Source organism: Lentzea sp. NPDC042327 (assembly GCF_040647275.1).
Lineage (GTDB): Bacteria > Actinomycetota > Actinomycetes > Mycobacteriales > Pseudonocardiaceae > Lentzea.
This window is the reverse complement of the sequence record NZ_JBEZBX010000007.1, coordinates 20,512-38,030: the sequence shown is the minus strand read 5'-3', so window position 1 is coordinate 38,030 and position 17,519 is coordinate 20,512. Positions and strand designations below refer to the sequence as shown.

At 70.6% G+C, this 17,519-nt stretch carries 16 protein-coding genes and 1 pseudogene; 7 read left to right on the top strand and 10 right to left on the bottom strand.

Annotation, left to right across the window (positions count from 1 at the left end; translation table 11 throughout):
* Position 1: 1 nt before the first annotated feature.
* The gene (locus AB0A63_RS19270; protein ID WP_360392817.1) at positions 2-754 is read left to right on the top strand and encodes an alpha/beta fold hydrolase; all 753 of its coding nucleotides are present in this window, start codon (positions 2-4) and stop codon (positions 752-754) included.
* Here the strand turns inward: AB0A63_RS19270 and bla are convergent.
* From bla to AB0A63_RS19255, 3 genes are read right to left on the bottom strand one after another with little or no spacing between them, the layout of a single operon-like run.
* Positions 730-1,632: a class A beta-lactamase gene (gene bla / locus AB0A63_RS19265; protein ID WP_360392814.1), complete on the bottom strand. Its 903-nt coding sequence runs from the start codon at positions 1,630-1,632 to the stop codon at positions 730-732. The genes AB0A63_RS19270 and bla overlap by 25 nt on opposite strands.
* Before the next feature lie 14 nt (positions 1,633-1,646).
* Positions 1,647-2,141 carry a metallophosphoesterase family protein gene (locus tag AB0A63_RS19260; protein WP_360392811.1) on the bottom strand — a complete coding sequence of 165 codons (495 nt, stop codon included), beginning with the start codon at positions 2,139-2,141 and terminating at the stop codon, positions 1,647-1,649.
* A 55-nt stretch (positions 2,142-2,196) separates the two neighbouring features.
* On the bottom strand, positions 2,197-2,544 hold the full coding sequence (locus tag AB0A63_RS19255) for a hypothetical protein (RefSeq protein WP_360392808.1): 348 nt from the start codon (positions 2,542-2,544) through the stop codon (positions 2,197-2,199).
* 115 nt (positions 2,545-2,659) lie between these two features.
* Between AB0A63_RS19255 and AB0A63_RS19250 the strand changes: the two are divergent.
* Positions 2,660-3,436 (top strand): annotated as a pseudogene (locus tag AB0A63_RS19250) (Ku protein); the annotation flags it as partial.
* 899 nt (positions 3,437-4,335) lie between these two features.
* Here the strand turns inward: AB0A63_RS19250 and AB0A63_RS19245 are convergent.
* The gene (locus tag AB0A63_RS19245) at positions 4,336-5,883 is read right to left on the bottom strand and encodes a PQQ-binding-like beta-propeller repeat protein (RefSeq protein ID WP_360392805.1); all 1,548 of its coding nucleotides are present in this window, start codon (positions 5,881-5,883) and stop codon (positions 4,336-4,338) included.
* Positions 5,884-6,016: 133 nt separating this feature from the next.
* On the bottom strand, positions 6,017-6,796 hold the full coding sequence (locus AB0A63_RS19240) for a TetR/AcrR family transcriptional regulator (protein ID WP_360392802.1): 780 nt from the start codon (positions 6,794-6,796) through the stop codon (positions 6,017-6,019).
* An 82-nt stretch (positions 6,797-6,878) separates the two neighbouring features.
* Between AB0A63_RS19240 and AB0A63_RS19235 the strand changes: the two genes are divergently transcribed.
* Complete coding sequence (locus AB0A63_RS19235) at positions 6,879-9,134, top strand: excinuclease ABC subunit UvrA (RefSeq protein WP_360392799.1); 2,256 nt, start codon at positions 6,879-6,881, stop codon at positions 9,132-9,134.
* Positions 9,131-9,913: a siderophore-interacting protein gene (locus AB0A63_RS19230; protein WP_360392796.1), complete on the top strand. Its 783-nt coding sequence runs from the start codon at positions 9,131-9,133 to the stop codon at positions 9,911-9,913. Before AB0A63_RS19235 ends, AB0A63_RS19230 begins: the two co-directional genes overlap by 4 nt.
* On the opposite strand, the gene AB0A63_RS19225 is transcribed toward AB0A63_RS19230, so the two are convergent.
* Positions 9,903-10,889, bottom strand: a complete 987-nt coding sequence (locus tag AB0A63_RS19225) for a methyltransferase (RefSeq protein ID WP_360392793.1) — start codon at positions 10,887-10,889, stop codon at positions 9,903-9,905. The two genes, AB0A63_RS19230 and AB0A63_RS19225, sit on opposite strands and share 11 nt — an antisense overlap.
* A 94-nt stretch (positions 10,890-10,983) precedes the next feature.
* On the opposite strand from AB0A63_RS19225, the gene AB0A63_RS19220 reads away from it, so the two are divergent.
* Positions 10,984-12,186, top strand: a complete 1,203-nt coding sequence (locus AB0A63_RS19220; RefSeq protein WP_360392790.1) for an FAD-binding protein — start codon at positions 10,984-10,986, stop codon at positions 12,184-12,186.
* A 98-nt stretch (positions 12,187-12,284) separates the two neighbouring features.
* Here AB0A63_RS19220 and AB0A63_RS19215 read toward each other — a convergent pair whose 3' ends face one another.
* Together AB0A63_RS19215 and AB0A63_RS19210 are read right to left on the bottom strand one after the other, a co-directional pair.
* Positions 12,285-12,860 (bottom strand): hypothetical protein, encoded by a 576-nt coding sequence (locus tag AB0A63_RS19215; protein WP_360392787.1) that lies wholly within the window; start codon positions 12,858-12,860, stop codon positions 12,285-12,287.
* A complete protein-coding gene (locus tag AB0A63_RS19210) occupies positions 12,850-13,359 on the bottom strand; it encodes a helix-turn-helix domain-containing protein (protein WP_360392784.1) in 510 nt (169 codons plus the stop codon). Before AB0A63_RS19210 ends, AB0A63_RS19215 begins: the two co-directional genes overlap by 11 nt.
* Before the next feature lie 96 nt (positions 13,360-13,455).
* Between AB0A63_RS19210 and AB0A63_RS19205 the strand changes: the two genes are divergently transcribed.
* On the top strand, positions 13,456-15,585 hold the full coding sequence (locus AB0A63_RS19205; protein ID WP_360392782.1) for an RICIN domain-containing protein: 2,130 nt from the start codon (positions 13,456-13,458) through the stop codon (positions 15,583-15,585).
* A 67-nt stretch (positions 15,586-15,652) separates the two neighbouring features.
* Here the strand turns inward: AB0A63_RS19205 and AB0A63_RS19200 are convergent, their stop codons facing one another.
* Positions 15,653-15,979, bottom strand: a complete 327-nt coding sequence (locus AB0A63_RS19200; RefSeq protein WP_360392780.1) for a DUF6204 family protein — start codon at positions 15,977-15,979, stop codon at positions 15,653-15,655.
* A 70-nt stretch (positions 15,980-16,049) separates the two neighbouring features.
* On the opposite strand from AB0A63_RS19200, the gene AB0A63_RS19195 reads away from it, so the two are divergent.
* The gene (locus AB0A63_RS19195; RefSeq protein ID WP_360392777.1) at positions 16,050-16,691 is read left to right on the top strand and encodes a transcriptional regulator; all 642 of its coding nucleotides are present in this window, start codon (positions 16,050-16,052) and stop codon (positions 16,689-16,691) included.
* Between the two features lie 49 nt (positions 16,692-16,740).
* On the opposite strand, the gene AB0A63_RS19190 is transcribed toward AB0A63_RS19195, so the two are convergent.
* Positions 16,741-17,268 carry a hypothetical protein gene (locus tag AB0A63_RS19190; protein WP_360392774.1) on the bottom strand — a complete coding sequence of 176 codons (528 nt, stop codon included), beginning with the start codon at positions 17,266-17,268 and terminating at the stop codon, positions 16,741-16,743.
* Between the last annotated feature and the right edge of the window lie 251 nt (positions 17,269-17,519).

Genomic DNA, 17,519 nt, shown 5'->3' with positions numbered 1-17,519 from the left:
CATGTTCGACGGTCTGCGATCCGCGGCTCGGGAGAGCGCCTTCCGGGCTCTGGTCGACGTGCCGAGGCTGGTGCGCCACCCGGTGTGGCGCGCGGGCGACCCGTCAGCGGGCCGCGGTCTCGGCGTGGTGCTGGCGCCTGGTTTCGGTGCGGGTGACGTGAGCCTCGCACCGGCGGCGTCGTGGTTGCGCGCTCGCGGCTACCGGCCGGTCAGCGCGCGGATCGGGTTCACGCTCGGCTGCACGACCACGTTGTTCGGCCGGTTGCTGCGCAGCGTCGAGGCGCACGCCGAGCGCACCGGTGCGCCGGTGGTGCTGCTCGGCCAGAGCCGCGGCGGCGGTCTAGCGCGCCTGGCCGCCGCCAGAAGACCCGATCTGGTGCGCGGCCTGGTGATGATGGGCAGCCCGGTGCTCGACCCGCTGGGCGCGCATCCCGGTGTCATGCGCGTCGCGCGGTTCCTGACGCGGCTGTCGGCCGCCGGTCTGCCGGGCCTGCTCGACGCCGACTGCTTCGACGGGCCCTGCTACGCCGAGCACATCGAGTCGATGACCGAGCCGCTGCGGGTGCCGGCGATCTCGATCTTCTCGCGCGCGGACGGCGTCGTGCCGTGGGAGCTGTGCCAGGACCCGTACGCCGAGTGCGTCGAGGTGCAAAGCACGCACACCGGGATGGGGTTCGACCCGCACGTCTACGCACTGCTCGAACCCCGCCTCGCGCAGTGGGCGCGGTCTCAGGACAGGGTGGCGGCCACGTAGGCGGCGGCCTCCGCGAGCAGCGCCTGGTCGTAGGGCGCGTCCGCGGCGGGTTTGCTGGACATGAGCGCGATCAGCAGCGGCTCACCGGTGGGCGGCCAGGCGATGCCGATGTCGTTCATCGTCGCGTAGCTGCCGGTGCCGGTCTTGTCGGCGACCTTCCAGTCCTTCGGCACGCCGGCGCGGATGCGCTGGTCACCGGTGGTGTTGCGCTCCATCAGGTCGCGCAGGAACGCCCGGTGCCGCTCCGGCAGCGCGGTGCCCGTCACGAGCGCGCGGTAGGTGGTGCCGAGGGCACGCGGGGTGCTGGTGTCGCGCGGGTCGCCCGGGACCGCGGAGGTGATGTCGGGCTCGACGCGGTCCATCCTGGTCACCTCGTCGCCGAGACCGCGCAGGTACGCGGTGAGCTCCGCGGGGCCGCCGGCGGTGCGCAGCAGGAGATTTCCGGCCGTGCCGTCGCTGTAGCGGACCGCCGCGTCGCACAGGTCGCGCAGGGACATGCCGGTGGTGACGTGCCGGCGGGTGATCTGCGAGCTCTTCATCAGCTCGGCCTCGGTGTAGGTGACGACGGTGTCCAGTGCGACGTCACGGCTGAGCACGGCCGCGGCAGCCAGTGCCTTGAACGTCGAGCAGAACGCGAACCGCTCGTCCGCGCGGTGCTCGACGGTGCGGTCACCACAACTGGCGAACACACCCAGGCGTGCGCCGAACTTCTGCTCCAGCGCGAACAGCGGTTCGTGCCGTGCCGCAGTCGTGGTGGTGGTCGTGGTCGTCAACGGCGCGGCAGTGGAGGTGGTCTGTTGTTGCGGGGGCGGTGAAGCCGTGCATCCGGCGAGCGGAACCGCGGCGGCGGTGAGGAAGACACGGCGAGACAGACCCATGGCCTACAACCTAGTCACGGCGTGACGGGCACGATCCGCGCGTCGAGCAGTTCGCCGTCCTCGACGTGCAGCAGGGCGAGCGTGCCGTGCGGCTGGCGGCGCTTGTCGGTGGGCGAGCCGGGGTTGAGGATCCGGAAGCCGTCGTCCTGCTCGTCCAGCGGGATGTGCGAGTGTCCGAACACGACCAGGCGCGCGGCCGGGAACCGGCGGCGCAGGCGGGCGAGCCTGCCGGTCTTCTGGCCGCTGTCGTGGACCATCGCGACGGGCAGGCCCGCGATGTCGAGCTCGACGGTCTCGGGTGCGCCCCACGCCACGACGTCCGCGCCGTCGTTGTTGCCGCACACCGCGACGACCGGCGCGTACTGCGCCAGCTCGTCCAGGACGGGCGCCACGCACACGTCACCGGCGTGCAGGATCAGCTCGGCCGTGCGCAGGTGTTCGGCGACGGCCGGTGGGCACCGCTTCCAGAACCGCGGCGCGTGGGTGTCGGACAGGACTACGACTCGCACCCCACCGACCGTAGTGGTGCCGGGACGCGCCTGCCCGCGCGCCCCGGCGCCGAGGTCAGCCCACGCAGTCGTCCTCGTAGGGGATGTTCGCGCGGATGTCGCCCTTGAGGTAGATCGCCGGGGTCAGGTAGCGACCGCCGTCCATCATGCTGACCATGATCCAGACGTTGTTGCTGTAGCCCAGGTCCCGCACGTACTGGCCGTACTCCCAGCAGTAGGCCACGTGCGTCTCACCTGCCCTGATCACGCCGACGGGGGTGCAGGCGAGGTGCTCGCAGTCCCTGATCACGGCGTCGTGCCAGGCCTCCACCGTCCAGGTGTCGGGGGTGGAGGCCTGCGCGGCCCCGGTGGTGCCCAGCAGGGCGGCCACGGCGAAGCCGAGCCCCAGTAGTGCCTTCTTCAATTTTCCTCCCCAGGAAAGTGTCGATCACAGGGGAAAACGCCGCCGGGGGCCGAGGAGGTTGCATGATCACTTTTGACGCAGGTTCCACTCGCGCGCGAGCGGGTACCCGGCCCCCATGGCACGGGCGATCTGGAGCGGGTCCGTCTCCTTCGGACTGGTGAACATCCCGGTGGAGCTGTACAGCGCCACGCAGGACCACACGGTGCACTTCAACCAGTTCCAGCGCGGCACGTCGGACCGCATCCGCTACAAGCGCGTCAACGAGCGCACCGGCCGCGAGGTGCCCTACGACAAGATCGTGAAGGGCCACGAGGTCGACGACGGCGAGTACGTGGTGGTCGAGCAGGAGGAGCTCGACGACATCGCACCCGGCCGGTCGCGCACCCTGGACATCGAGGCGTTCGTGGACCTCGACGAGATCGACCCGGTGCACTTCCAGAAGACGTACTGGCTCGGGCCGGCCAAGGAGGAGTTCTCCCGGCCGTACCTGCTGCTCGCGCCGGCGATGAAGAAGACGAACAGGGCGGGCATCGCGGTGTTCGTCATGCGCGGCAAGCAGTACCTGACCGCGTTGAAGGAGGAGAACGGCTTCCTCGCGGTGCACACGCTGTACTTCGCCGACGAGATCCGCACGCCGCAGGACGTGCTGGACGTGGCACCGCAGGGCCGGGCACCGCGCGGCAAGGAGCTCGACATGGCGGTGTCGCTGGTCGAGTCGATGTCCGATGACTGGCGGCCGAAGGACTACCGCGACACGTACACCGAACGGGTGAACAAGCTCATCAAGGACAAGCAGAAGGGCCGCGAGGTCGTCGTCGAGGCGGAGCCCGAGGCCGCCACCGACGTCATGGACCTCATGGAGGCGTTGCAGCGCAGCGTCGAGGCCAGCAAGAAGAAGCGCAAGAAGGCCGGCTGACCCCTCGCCCTCAGCCGACGACGAGTGCCGTCGCGTTGTCCGTGCCGTCCGCGTGCAGCGCCGCGCGAACGAGCCGTTCCGCAGGTCCCACGGCCGGCCATGATGGCCGCGATGCCGTTGTGTCCCAGCGGCCCGTAGACGCCGTCGGAGACGAGCGCGAGCCGGGGCGCACGGGTGGTGGCACGGCCGATGGTGACCGGTGTCGCGTGCCGCACGGTGTTGGTGACGACGTGTTCCATCCGCCGTCCGGGCACGACCCCACGCCGGCGGAAGTACTCGGCGACGGTGTGGTCGGTCGTCAGCTGCACGAGGTCCGCGCCGTCCGAGGCGTACGCACGGGCGTCACCGGCCCACGCGAGGTCGAACCCGCCCTCGACGCGGGCGACGGCGACCACGATCACGGCGTCACCGGTGTGCAGCTGCAGCGCGGCCTGAGCGGCGAGGATCGCGGCGACCGGGTCGGTGAGCAGCGCGGCGGCCTGGGCGGCGGCGTGCGCGGCCTCGGCGGCGGCCGGCGAGTCGCCGACGCCGTCCACGAGCACGAAGGTGCGGTGGTGCGAGGCGTACGCGTCCGCGTTGTGGGTGCGCGGGCCGCGTTCGGACGAGCCCGTGACTCTCAGCGCGGTCCCGAGGGGGACGGTGTGTTCGACCAGCATGGCGACCTCCCTGCCCTCCAGTTAGCCCCGGCCGGCTGGGAGTCTGCTGTCAGCAGCCTGAGAAAGCTCTGAGCACCTGGCCGGAAGCCTTCCCCGCCCCCTCGTTGCTTGCCCAAGGCGTCAGCAACGCCTGCACGGCCGTCTCGCCGAGGCCTGGGGCGTTCCTGGGCTGACACCACCGGCCTCGCCCCGCGGTGTGCGGGGCGAGGCCGGCCGCTGCTACAGCCCGAACGCCAGGAGCACGTGGCCGTGCGGGTTCTCGAACTCGGGCCAGTAGCCGGAGTGCACGTAGACCATGCCGTCCGAGACCACCGCCCCGCTGCCGGGACCGGCCATGAACCCGCCCCGCCCGGTCACGCCGTTGACGCCGCGCACGTCCTGCACGGTGTCGTGCGTCCACAGGACCGCGCCCGTCTTCGCGTTGTAGGCGCGGAACTTCCCGTCCCCCGCACCCAGGTAGACCACCCCGGGCGTGCTGGTCACCGGAACGCCGTGCGCCCGCGCGCAGGCCGCCTGCCCGACCGCACCGCCGGTGGAACAGCCGTCCGCCGGCGCCGGGGTCTCCCACAGCACCTTGCCCGTGGCCGGGTCGACCGCGAACAGCGTGCCCGGATCGGCGAAGAACGTGGAGATGTAGAGCCGCTTGCCGTCGTAGCTCGACCCCCACTGGATGCCCGAGATGCCACCGCTGGGCAGCGGCACGCCGAGCTGGCGGCGCCACACGACCTGACCGGTCCGCGCGTCGAACACGTGGTACACACCGGACTTCTGACCGACACCGACGAGCAGGCGGCCGTCGACCTCGAACAGGTTCGGCGTCGCGCCGATGTCGTAGTCGAGGTTCGTGTTGTCCTTCAGGCCGGGGCAGTAGCCCTCGGCGTCGGGCTCGTTGCAGGCGCTGCGCCACGTGTCGGCGTCGGTGACCTGGTTGGTCCACCGCACTCGGCCGGTGCGCGCGTCCAGCGCGAGCAGCGAGTCGAACTCCCCGCCCTTGCCCGTGTAGTTCTGCCCCGTGCCCACGTACAGCGTGCCGGACCTGCGGTCGATCACCGGCGAGCTCCACACCCCGGCACCGGACGGCTCGAACCGCTTGGCGCCGTTGGGCCACGTACCGGCCTCGACCGGCTCCGGCACGGTGTAGTGGCGCCACACCAGCGCCCCGTTGGTGATGTCGTAGGCGTCGACGTGACCGCGGAACGTGCAGCACGGGTAGTCGCGCGGCAACGTGTTCTCCCCGCTGGACGTGCCGACGTAGACGAGTCCGTTGTGGACGGTCGGTGAACTGGTGATCAGCGCGGCGGCGTTGTCGTCGGTCTGCGCCCGCCACACCTCGCGGCCGGTGCGCTGGTCGAGCGCGAACAGCCGGCCCGCGCTGTCGCCGAAGAACACCTTGCCGTTCGCCACCGTCGGGCCGTCGGAGTTGAACGCGTACCGGGGTGCCGGCGGCAGCGCGAACTCCCACCGGGCGCGACCGGTGCGGGCGTCACGGGCGTAGAACTTCCCGTCGGGGCCACCGAAGTAGATGGTGTCGCCGACGACGGCGGGCTGGCTGCGCGGCGTGTTGTAGTCACCCCGCTCGTAGGCGAACGCCCACTTCACCTTGAGCCTGCCGACGGTGCCGGCGTTGATCCGCCACTCCGCGGCGTTGTGCCGGGAGCCGGCCAGGTCCTTCGTCCACCCCGCCCAGTCACCGGACCGGTGCGCGTCGGCGGGCACGGCGGTCAGCACGACGAGCGCTGTCGTCAGCAGCGCTGTTCTCCTCAACATGGAACCTCCCCCTTCCACCACCACCCTGGCAGCGGCGGAAAGGCGGCGCGATCGTCCGAAGGCATCGACCCGGCCGACGGAAGTCGGGCCCAGGACCAGCCGAACGGTTGATGCGGTCCGGCTTGCGAACGCGTTACCGGCGAGCCACGGCCGCCGCCACCCCGTCGAGCAGCACCTCCAGGCCGCCGCGGAAGTTCTCCACCGCGTCGTTCTCCAGGTACGGCAGCTCCGGGTCGACGGGCTCGCGGTCGCCTTCCAGCAGGTGCAGCACCGGGAACCGCCGCGCGAGGTCCGGTTCGACCTCCAGCAGCACCGCCGACCGCGCGTACCACCACTCCTCGTCGCCCTCACCGGTCGCGGTGCGGGCCGCCCGCGCCTCGGCCAGCGCCTGGGCTGCGCCGCGCACGAAGTAGTTGATCGCGCCGACGATGCCGCGCAGCCGCCGGGCGGGCAGCCCGGTCGTGACCACGACGGCGGCCAGCGACTCGATGACGGCGAACTCGTGCGGGCCGAGCACCGGCCGGGCCTGCGACACCTGCAGCACCCACGGGTGGCGGCCGTAGAACTCCCACATGGCGTTCGCCCACGCCGTGGCGGCCGCGCGCCACCCGTCACCGAGGTCGTAGGAGGTGGGCAGCTCGGCCATCGCGCGGTCGTACATGAGGTCGACCAGCTCGTTCTTGCCCGGCACGTAGGTGTAGAGCGCCATGGCCGTGCGCCCGAGCCGCTCCCCCACCGCGCGCATCGACAACGCCGCCATGCCGGCCTCGTCGGCGACCGCGATGCCCGCGTCCACGATCGCGTCGACGCTCAGCGCGGGCCGCGGGCCGGGGCGCCGTTCCGGCACGGCCCCGGCACGCCAGAGCAGCTCGATCGAACGGCGGGGATCGCCCTGCCCTGCGTAGACGACCACCTTGCAACTCCTTACAGCGTAAAGTAACCTCGTCAGTCCACACTTTACGGCATAAGCAATACACCGGGGGAAAGCACTCGCAATGACCGCTGCCGACAGCCACGACGTCATCGAGGTCCGCGGGGCCAGGGAGAACAACCTCGCGGACCTCTCGCTCGACATCCCCAAACGCCGCCTGACCGTCTTCACCGGCGTGTCCGGGTCCGGCAAGTCCTCGCTGGTCTTCGGCACCATCGCCGCCGAGTCCCAGCGCATGATCAACGAGACCTACACCGCGTTCCTGCAGTCGTTCATGCCCTCGATCGGCCGCCCGGACGTGGACGCGCTGCGCAACCTCAGCGCGGCGATCATCGTCGACCAGGAGCGGATGGGGGCGAACGCCCGCTCCACCGTCGGCACCGCCACCGACGCCCACACGATGCTGCGGATCGTGTTCAGCCGCCTCGGGCAGCCGCACGCCGGCACGTCCGGCGCGTTCAGCTTCAACCTGCCCGAGGGCATGTGCCCCACCTGCGAGGGCCTGGGCAAGGTCACCGCGATCGACGTCGACGCGTTCGTGGACCGCACGAAGTCGCTCAACGAGGGCGCGATCGACGCACCCAACTACGGCGTCGACACCTGGTACTGGCGGGTCCTCGCGCACTCGGGCCTCTACTCCCCCGACAAGCCGATCGCCGAGTTCACCGAGCAGGAGCTCCACGACCTCCTGCACAAACCGACGACGAAGATCGCCATCGGCGGCACCAACGTCACCTACGAGGGTCTCGTCGTGAAGCTGCAGCGCACGATCCTCGCCAAGGACCGCGAGTCCATGCAGCCGCACGTGCGGGCGTTCGTCGACCGCGCGGTCACGTTCACCACCTGCCCCGCCTGCCGCGGCGCCCGGCTCAACGAGGCCGCACTCGGCTCGCGGATCAACGGCGTGAACATCGCCGACTGCTGCGCCATGCAGATCAGCGACCTCGCGCAGTTCGTGCGCTCGCTCGACGACCCGTCCGTCGCACCACTGCTCGCGACACTGCGCGGCACGCTGGACTCGCTGGTCGAGATCGGCCTCGGCTACCTCTCGCTCGACCGCGAGTCCGCCACGCTGTCCGGCGGCGAGTCGCAACGCGTGAAGATGGTGCGGCACCTGGGTTCCTCGCTCACCGACATCACCTACGTCTTCGACGAACCGACCGTCGGCCTGCACCCGCACGACATCCGGCGCATGAACGACCTCCTGCTGCGCCTGCGGGACAAGGGCAACACCGTCCTCGTCGTCGAGCACAAGCCGGAGACCATCGCGATCGCCGACCACGTCGTCGACCTCGGCCCCGGCGCCGGCGTCAACGGCGGCCACCTCTGCTACTCCGGCGACGTCAGCGGCCTGCGCTCCTCCGGCACCCTCACCGGCCGGCACCTCGACCACCGTGCCAAGCTGCGCTCCGAGTTCCGCTCCCCCAAGGGCTTTCTGAGCATCACCGGCGCGTCGCACAACAACCTGCGCGACGTCTCCGTCGACCTCCCGCTCGGCGTGCTCACCGTCGTCACCGGCGTGGCCGGCTCCGGCAAGTCCTCGCTCGTCCACGGCTCGCTGCGGGGCCGCCCCGGCGTCGTCACCGTCGACCAGTCCCCGATCCGCGGGTCGCGCCGCTCCAACCCGGCCACCTACACCGGGCTGCTCGACTCCGTCCGCACCGCGTTCGCCAAGGCCAACGGCGTGAAGGCCGCGTTGTTCAGCGCCAACTCCGAAGGCGCCTGCACCCACTGCAAGGGCATCGGCCTCGTCTACACCGACCTCGCGATGATGGCCGGCGTCGCCACCGTGTGCGAGAAGTGCGAAGGCAAGCGGTTCACCCCCGAGGTGCTGCGCTACACGTTGCGGGGCAAGAACATCAGCGACGTCCTGGCCATGCCGGTCGCCGAGGCCCGCGAGTTCTTCCCCACCGGCCAGGCCCACGCCGTGCTCTCCCGGCTGCACGACGTCGGCCTGTCCTACCTGTCCCTCGGCCAGCCGCTCACCACCCTGTCCGGCGGCGAACGGCAACGCCTCAAGCTCGCCATCCACATGGCCGAGAAAGCCGCCACCTACGTGCTCGACGAACCCACCTCCGGCCTGCACCTCGCCGACGTCGACCAGCTCCTCGGCCTGCTCGACCAGCTCATCGACGCCGGCAACACGGTCGTCGTCATCGAGCACCACCTCGCCGTCATGGCGCACGCCGACTGGATCGTCGACATGGGACCGGGAGCAGGCCACGACGGCGGCCGCGTCGTCTTCACCGGCACCCCCGGCGACCTCGTCGCACACTCCGACACGCTCACCGCGCACCACCTGAAGGAGTACCTGGCATGAGCCTGCTGACGGTCACCGGGGTGCGGGCGCTGACCCCGCGGATGACCCGCGTGACGTTCACCGGCGACGGCCTCGCCGACCTCGGCACGTGGCCCGACCAGCAGCTGAAGCTGTTGTTCCCCAAGCAGGGCGGCTCCGCCCACGTCTCGGACGCCACCGACACCGGCACCTGGTACCAGGCCTACCTCGCCCTCCCAGAGGAGACGCGGCCGTGGATGCGCAGCTTCACCGTGCGCGCGCTGGCCGACGGCGTGCTGACGGTCGACTTCGTGCTGCACGGCGACCACGGTCCAGCCGCCCGATGGGCCGCCACCGCGAAACCCGGTGACGTGCTCGGGCGGTTCGGGCCGTCCCGCGACTACGCCCGGCCGCTCGGAACCGCCGAGCTGCTGGTGTTCGCGGGCGACGAGACCGCGTTGCCCGCGATCGGCTCGCTGCTGGAGGTCCTGCCCGCGCACCAGCGGTTCCTGGCCTTCGTCGAGGTCGCCGACCCCGCGGAGGAACAGGACCTGCCCGGCGTGCGGTGGGTGCACCGCAGCGCCGGGGAGGACCTGGTGTCCGCGGTCAGCGCCGTGGAGGTGCCCGCCTCGGTCTGGGTGTGGCTCGGTGGCGAGGCCTCCACCGTTCGCCTGCTGCGCAGGCACTTCGTGAGCCTCGGTGTGTCCAGGGAGGACATCGAGTTCGCCGGCTACTGGCGGCGCGCGCTCACCCAGGACGACGCTCCGACCGAGGACGACCTCGCCGAGGCCCGGGAACGGATCGCCGCGCTCACCGAGTGACCCCGCGGAACTCCAGCAGGTAGCGCTGCGGCGTCAGCTCCACGACCTGGTCGAGCACCAGACCGCTGTCCGCCGCCACCCGCTCCAGCTCGTCGACCCGGCGTTCCCGGCCACCGAAGTGCACCAGCATCACCAGGTCCATCTCGGTGCTCGCCCGCAGCCCGCCGACCGCCTCCACCACCAGCACCCGGCCGTCCCGCGGCGCCGCCTCCGCGCAGCGCCGCAGGATCCGCCGGGCGTGCTCGTCGTCCCAGTCGTGCAGGACGTCGAACAACAGGTAGGCGTCGGCCCCCGGCGGCAACGGGTCGAAGAAGCTGCCCGCCGTGGCCTTCGCGCGGTCGCCGAACGGCTCGAACGCCTTCTGCGCCTCGGTCACGTCCAGGTCGACCAGGTGCCCGGTGATCCCGGGGTGCGCGGCCAGGACCGCGGCGAGCTGCCGGCCGGGACCACCACCGACGTCGACGACCGTGCCGAACCTGGCCCAGTCGAAGCCGGCCACGACCTGCGGGAGCTGCTCGCGGATGCGGAACGCCATCTGCGCGTCGAACGCCCTGCGCAGGTGCGGGTGGTCGGCCAGGTCGGACCAGAAGTCCTGGCCGTAGCGCAGCGGGTAGGCCGCCTCGCCGGTCGTGACGCTGTGCCGCAGGTCGACGAACGCCAGGTCGGCGCGGCCAGCGGCGGTGCTCGCGTCCAGCAGGTTCGCCAGGCCGTTGTCCGCGTCCCACCGCAGATGGGCGCCGAACGGCGTGGTGCGGTAGCCCTCACCCGCGCGTTCCAGCACGCCGAGCGTGACCAGGTGCCCCAGCAGCAGGTCCAGACCCAGCGGCGAGACGTCGAGGTCGGCGGCGAGCTGGTGCGCGGTGCCCGGTTCGGCCAGCAGCTCCGGCAGGCCGAGGGTCACCGCGACCCGCAGTGCCATCGGCGTGACGAGGCCGGCCATCTTTCGCAGCGTCTGCACTTCGTTCTTGTGGTCCACGACGGTCCACCGTCCCACCGGCGTCAACTTGTTTTCACTCAACACTGAAGAGATAGTGTGGAACAAGTCGACGTTCGGCGCCTACCGTGTGCATATGAGGACCAACTGGGCCGGCAACGTCACCTTCTCCGCGGCCTCGGTCGTCACGCCCGAGTCGGCCGACGACCTGCGAGCCGTGGTGCGCGGCGCCTCGGCCGTGCACGTCGTCGGGAGCGGGCACTCGTTCAGCACGGTCGCCGACACGACCGGGACGCTGGTGTCGCTGGCGGCGATGCCGGAGGAGTTCGAGGTCTCCGGGACCACGGCACGGGTGAGCGCGGGCATGACGCTCGCACAGCTGGCACCGCGGCTGGAGGCCGAGGGGCTGGCTCTGCACACCCTGCCGTCGTTGCCGCACATCACGGTCGCGGGCGCGGTCACTACGGCCACCCACGGCTCGGGTTCCCGGTCGCTGGCCGGTGCCGTGCGCGCGGTGGAGGTGATGCGCGGCGACGGGTCCGTGGTGTCGCTGACCTCACCGGGCGCGGTCGTGTCGCTGGGCGGGCTGGGCGTGGTCACGGCGGTCGAGCTGGACGTGGTGCCGTCGTTCCAGGTGGAGCAGACGGTGTACGACGACGTGGCGTGGACGGCGCTGCTCGGGTCGCTGGAGCAGGTCTTCGACGGCGCGTACAGCGTGAGCGCGTTCATCGACTGGCAGGGCAGCGCGACGCTGTGGGTGAAGCACCGGGTGGGCGACCACCCGCACGCCTTCCCCGGCCGGCCGGCGGACGGCCCGCGGCACCCGGTGCCCGGCCAGCCACCGTCGCGGTGCACCGTGCAGGGCGGGGTGGCGGGACCGTGGCACGAGCGGCTGCCGCACTTCCGCGCCGAGTTCACCCCGTCGGTCGGAGCCGAGCTGCAGACCGAGTACTTCGTGCCGCGCACCCGCGCGGTGACGGCGTTGCGCGCGCTGGCGGAGATGTCGACGGTGATCTCACCGCTGGTGCAGACCTGCGAGATCCGCACGATCTCCGCCGAGCCGCAGTGGCTGAGCCCCGCGCACGACCGGGACAGCGTCGCGATCCACTTCACCTGGGTGCCCGACACCCGCCGGGTGCTGGAGGTGCTGCCGCGCATGGAGGAGGCCATCGCGCCGCGGCCGCACTGGGGCAAGCTCTTCACGGTGCCGGCGCCGTTGCTGGCCGCCCGCTACCCGCAGTGGGACGCCTTCCGGGCGTTGCTGCGCGAGCACGACCCGAAGGGCGTGTTCCGCAACGACTTCCTGACCCGCTACCTCGGGTCGACGGCGTCCGGCTGACGCCGCGGCAGATCCGCCTCCGACCCCCGCACCCGCGTCAGCGGCCACCGCGGGGTCGACGTCACCGCTGTCGAGCCGCAGGATGCCCTGCGGGCCGGTCATCCACCCTCGACCACCGCGTCCCCTTCCCGGCGCAGCTCCTCCAGCTGCTCGTCCGAGAACCCGTACGTCGTCACCACCGTCATCTTCGCGCTCGTCACCAGCAGCCCCGGCCCCCACGCGTCCACCACCACCCCGCGCTGGTGCTCGGCGGTGAAGAACGGCCTCCCGTCGACCGCGAACGCCACCTCGGCCGGCCAGAACAGGGTTCGCCGCGCCTGGCCGGGGTGGAACTCGTGCGCGAACTTCAGCTGGTGCAGGAACGTGACCCAGCCCTCGGTGACGTCGTCGTAGTAGTCGTCCCACTCCGGCGACGTGCCCTTGGGTGCGCGGGTGCACACGACCCGCGTGCCCTCGGGGACCGGGGACAGCGCGAACGTGTCGTGGCCGTGGACGACCAGGGTGGTGCCGTCCTCCCGCGCGTTCTCGAAGTAGATCTGGTCGATCTCCGCGTCGAGCCCGGGGAGGTCCCAGCCGTGCCAGTGGCGGATCTTCTCCCTGTCGCGGAACGACCGCCACACCTGCTCGACGGGTGCGGCCACGGTGATCTCGATCCGGACGCCGTCATCGCTCATCGGGAACTCCAGGGTGCCCCAGTGCGACCACCCGGTACGGGCGGCCGGATTCGGTGTCGTAGCGCAACGCGAGCTGCCGCACCGCTTCGGCCAGGTCGCTGGTGAACTCGTGGACGGCGCCGGGCTCGCCGAAGCGGACCGTGGTCTCCACCGTGAACGTGAGCAAGCGCTTTCCGGCGTCGGCGGCCGAGCCGGCCATCCGCCCGACCTCGCGTGCGGTCTCCGCGGCGACCGACACGAGGTGGGTGGCGGCGAACTGGTCCTGCACACCGGCGGCCACCGACCGGCCGGGGCGGGCGCGTAGCACGCGTTCCACGCAGCCGCGGCGCCGGCGTTCCTCGACGAGTTCGACGAGGCCGGCCTGCTCCAGGGCGCGCACGTGGTAGTTGACCCGCTGCCGGGGCAGGTCGAGCGCCGCCGCCAGCTGGGTCGCCGACGCGGGCGAGGCCAGCAGCTCCAGCAGCGAGCGGCGCAACGGGGAGAGCTCCACGGCCGTCACGGTGCCATTTGACAAAATCATTTGTCAATACCGGAACGCGACCGGAAACAGGTAAGTTCGTTGACGGTTGCAACAAACCGCCTCCACCCTGGGACCGTGAGAACCCCCCTGCTGGTGGCAGCGTTGGCAGCAGCAGCGATCGTTCCCGTGTGGACGGTCGCCGCGCAGGCCGACGTCGTGCCAGGAACCGCTTATCAAGTGACGAACGTCGGTAGCGGGAAATGCGTGGAGTCGCTGGGATCGGCGAACGGCGCGCAGCTCCGGCAACAGGCCTGCTCTGGGCAGACGTGGAAGTTCACGCCCACGAGCGACGGCTACCACACGGTCGGCGAAGGTGCCGTCTGGGACGTCTCGAACGTGTCCACCGCGGACAACGCGGCGATCCACATGTGGCAGTCCTTCACCGCGAACAACCAGCAGTGGCGCGCCGAGCAGGTGGGCACGGACACCTACCGGTTCGTGAGCCGCCACAGCGGGAAGTGCCTCGACGTGCCCGGCGCCACCACGGGCGACGTCCAGCTGGTCCAGTACACCTGCAACGGGACCAACGCGCAGCTCTTCCGCCTCACCTCCGGCACCCCGAACCCCGGCCAGCCCGACTTCGGGCCGAACGTGCTGGTCTTCGACCCGTCGATGCCCGCGAGCACCATCCAGGCGCGCCTGAACGACGTGTTCCGTCAGCAGGAGACCGGGCAGTACGACGCCCGCCGGTTCGCGATCATGTTCAAGCCCGGCAACTACAACGTCGACGTCAACATCGGCTTCTTCACCCAGGTCCTCGGCCTGGGCCTGCTGCCCGACGGCGTGACGATCAACGGTCAGGTGCACGTCGAGGCCGACTGGTTCCAGGGCAACGCGACGCACAACTTCTGGCGCAGCGCGGAGAACCTCGCGATCCGGCCGCCGAGCGGCACCAACACGTGGGCCGTCTCGCAGGCCTCCGCGATGCGCCGCACCAAGACCTACGGCAACATGCAGCTCGACGACAACGGTTGGTCCAGCGGCGGCTTCCTCGCCGACTCCGTGGTCACCGGCCAGGTCCGTTCCGGTTCGCAGCAGCAGTGGCTGTCGCGCAACACCGAGTGGGGCTCGTGGACCGGGGAGAACTGGAACATGGTGTTCGTCGGTGCGCGCAACGCGCCGCAGACCTCGTTCCCGGAGCCGCCGTACACCACGGTCGCGCAGACGCCGGTCGTGCGGGAGAAGCCGTTCCTGAACGTCGACGCCGGCGGCGGCTACAACGTGTTCGTCCCGGCGCTGCGCGGCAACTCCAGCGGCACCACGTGGGCGAGCGGGCAGCAGCAGGGCACCAACATCCCGCTGTCGCAGTTCTTCATCGCCAAGCCCGGCACGAGCGCGGCGACGATCAACCAGCAGCTGGCGGCCGGCAAGCACCTGCTGCTGACGCCGGGCGTCCACCAGGTCTCCGAGCCCATCCGCGTCACGCGGCCGGACACGGTGGTCATGGGCCTCGGTCTCGCGACCGTCATGCCCACCAACGGGAACATGGCCCTGGACGTGGCCGATGTGGACGGTGTGAAGATCGCCGGTCTGCTGCTCGACGCGGCTCCGACCAACTCGCCGCTGCTGGCGCAGATCGGCGCGCCGGGCAGCAGCGCGCGGCACCAGGCCAACCCGACCTCGGTGCACGACCTGTACGTGCGCATCGGCGGTTCGGCGGTCGGGCGGGCCACGACCTCGTTGGTGGTCAACAGCCACGACGTGATCGGCGACCACCTGTGGCTGTGGCGCGGCGACCACTCCTACGGCGTCGGCTGGGACCTCAACACCGCGGACACCGGGCTGGTCGTCAACGGCAACAACGTGACGATGTACGGCCTGTTCGTCGAGCACTACCAGAAGTACCAGACCATCTGGAACGGCCAGGGCGGCCGGACGTACTTCTACCAGAACGAGATGCCGTACGAGGTGCCCGACCAGGCGGCGTGGATGAACGGGTCCACCCGCGGCTACGCGGCCTACAAGGTCTCGAACAACGTCACGACGCACGAGGCGTGGGGCCTGGGCAGCTACGCCTTCATGAACGCGAACCCGTCCGTGGTCGCCGACCGGGCGTTCGAGGCGCCGAACACCCCTGGCGTGAAGTTCCACAGCATGGTGACGGTGTCGTTGGGCGGCAAGGGAACCATTCAGCGGATCATCAACAGCTCGGGCGGCACGGCGACCGCGGGGTCGACCGAGGCCTACCTGGCGAACTACCCGTGATGACGCGCTGAACCCGGAGGAACCGGCCCCGTGCTCCGCCCTGGAGCACGGGACCGGTCCGTCCCGGTCAGCCCAGCCGCTTCGGGCGGTTGATCTTCATCTCGTCCATGTCGGTGACCTTGGCCTTGAGGCCGCGGAAGTCGACGCCCAGCTCGTCGAGGGCGGCGCTCGCACGCCGCAGGCCCGCGTCGTCCGGCTTCTCCGCCGCCGTGAGGATCACGCGGTAGCTGAAGAAGTCGAGCTTCTCGTCGAACGTCAGCGCGCCCTCCTCGCTGAACCCGGCGTCGCGCAGGAAGTCGAAGCCCTCCAGGCGTTCCCGCAGCGCGGTGCGCTGGTCGTCGGTGAGGTCGGCGAAGCGACCGCGGACGAGTACTCGGTAGGTGTGTTCAGCCACGAGAAAACATCGTGCAGGAACGCCCCGCACTCTGGCGAACGATTTCCGCGGTGCGCAAGAATCATGATCCATGAACGCAAAGGACCTGGTCACGCGCATCCGGACGGAGCTGCACCCCGGTGAACACGACAACCTCGTGGTCAAACTGATCGAAACCGGACAAGCCCCGCGCGCCGTGATCGCCACGTTCGCCGCCGAGGAGCACCACATCGTCTCCTCCGACTGGCGAACATTCCTCACCCTCGCCGCGAAGGCAGAGGAGCCGAACGCACGGGCGTTCTTCACCCTGCTCGCCGGTGGCGAGGAGCTGGTGCTGCCGATGCTGGAGCCGCTGGCCCGCGCGGCCGGCATGACCGCGAAGGACTTCCACGCGCACGAGCCGTTCCCCGGCTGCCAGGCCTACCCGGCCTACCAGTCGTGGATGGCGCTGAACGGCGAGCCCACGGACGTCGTCCTGGCGATCCTGGCGAACTTCACGGCGTGGGGCGGCTACTGCGCCCGGATGGCCAAGGGCCTGCGCGAGCACTACGACTTCGGCGACGAGGCGTGCGGGTTCGTCGACTTCTTCGCCCAGCCGGCCCCGCAGGTGGAGGAGCGGGCGCTGGCGGCGATCCAGGCGGCGCTCGACGCCGGGTGGCAGCCGAAGCACGCGTGGCGCTACGGACGCCTGCTGCAGGCCTACGAGCTCCAGTTCTGGTCGACGCTGGCCTGAGGCCAGAGCGTGGTTCCCGTCGTCCGGCCGGGAGGGCGGGAGCCGCGCTTCACACCTCGTCGGGGACGTGCACCCACCCCTTGCACTCCTCGCCCGCCACCTCGACCCTGGGCAGCGGCACGAACACCCAGTCGTCGACGCCGTCGTAGCCGTGCCGGATCACCGAGCGGTGGATCGGCTCGGACACCACCAGCACGAGCGGGGCGGTGGCCTGCTCGTGCGTCGACGCGGTGAGCAGCCTGGTCGCGATGTCGATGTCCTCGCCGAACCAGCCGAAGTCGTCGCACGCCACGTCACCGGGGTGGATGACGAGCCGCAGCCGCAACGGGTGGTCCTGCCCGGCGTTGCGCTCGTCGAGCAGCGCCTTCAACCGCGGTACGAGCCTGGTGAGCAGCCAGGTCTTCGGAATCCGGTCCGTCGGGTGGACCAGCACGATCAGCCAGTCGCCGCGGTCGACGAACCGGTCCCGCAGGTCGGGGGTCACGCCGCTGTCCACGAGCGCGTGCTCGACGAGGTCGATCACGGCCCTGCGCAGCAAGGCCATCACGAGGTTGCTGCAGGCCGTCGGTGGTGTCATGGCCACAGCGAGGATCGTGCGCTGACACGGTTGTATCGAGGGGGTACTCATGGCTCCCCGCCTCCTGACCTTCGAACGTGCGGAGGTACGGGCACTGGCGGTGGTTCACCCGTTTGGGCAGTGAACTTCAGTTAACTTCAGTTGATCTACTTTTAGGACTATAGTTGAGAGTAAGGCTCGACTGAAGTTCAGGCAATAGGGAAGATTGTCTGCAAAGTCTTCGGTTGACTGAAGCGAAACTGAAGGACGTG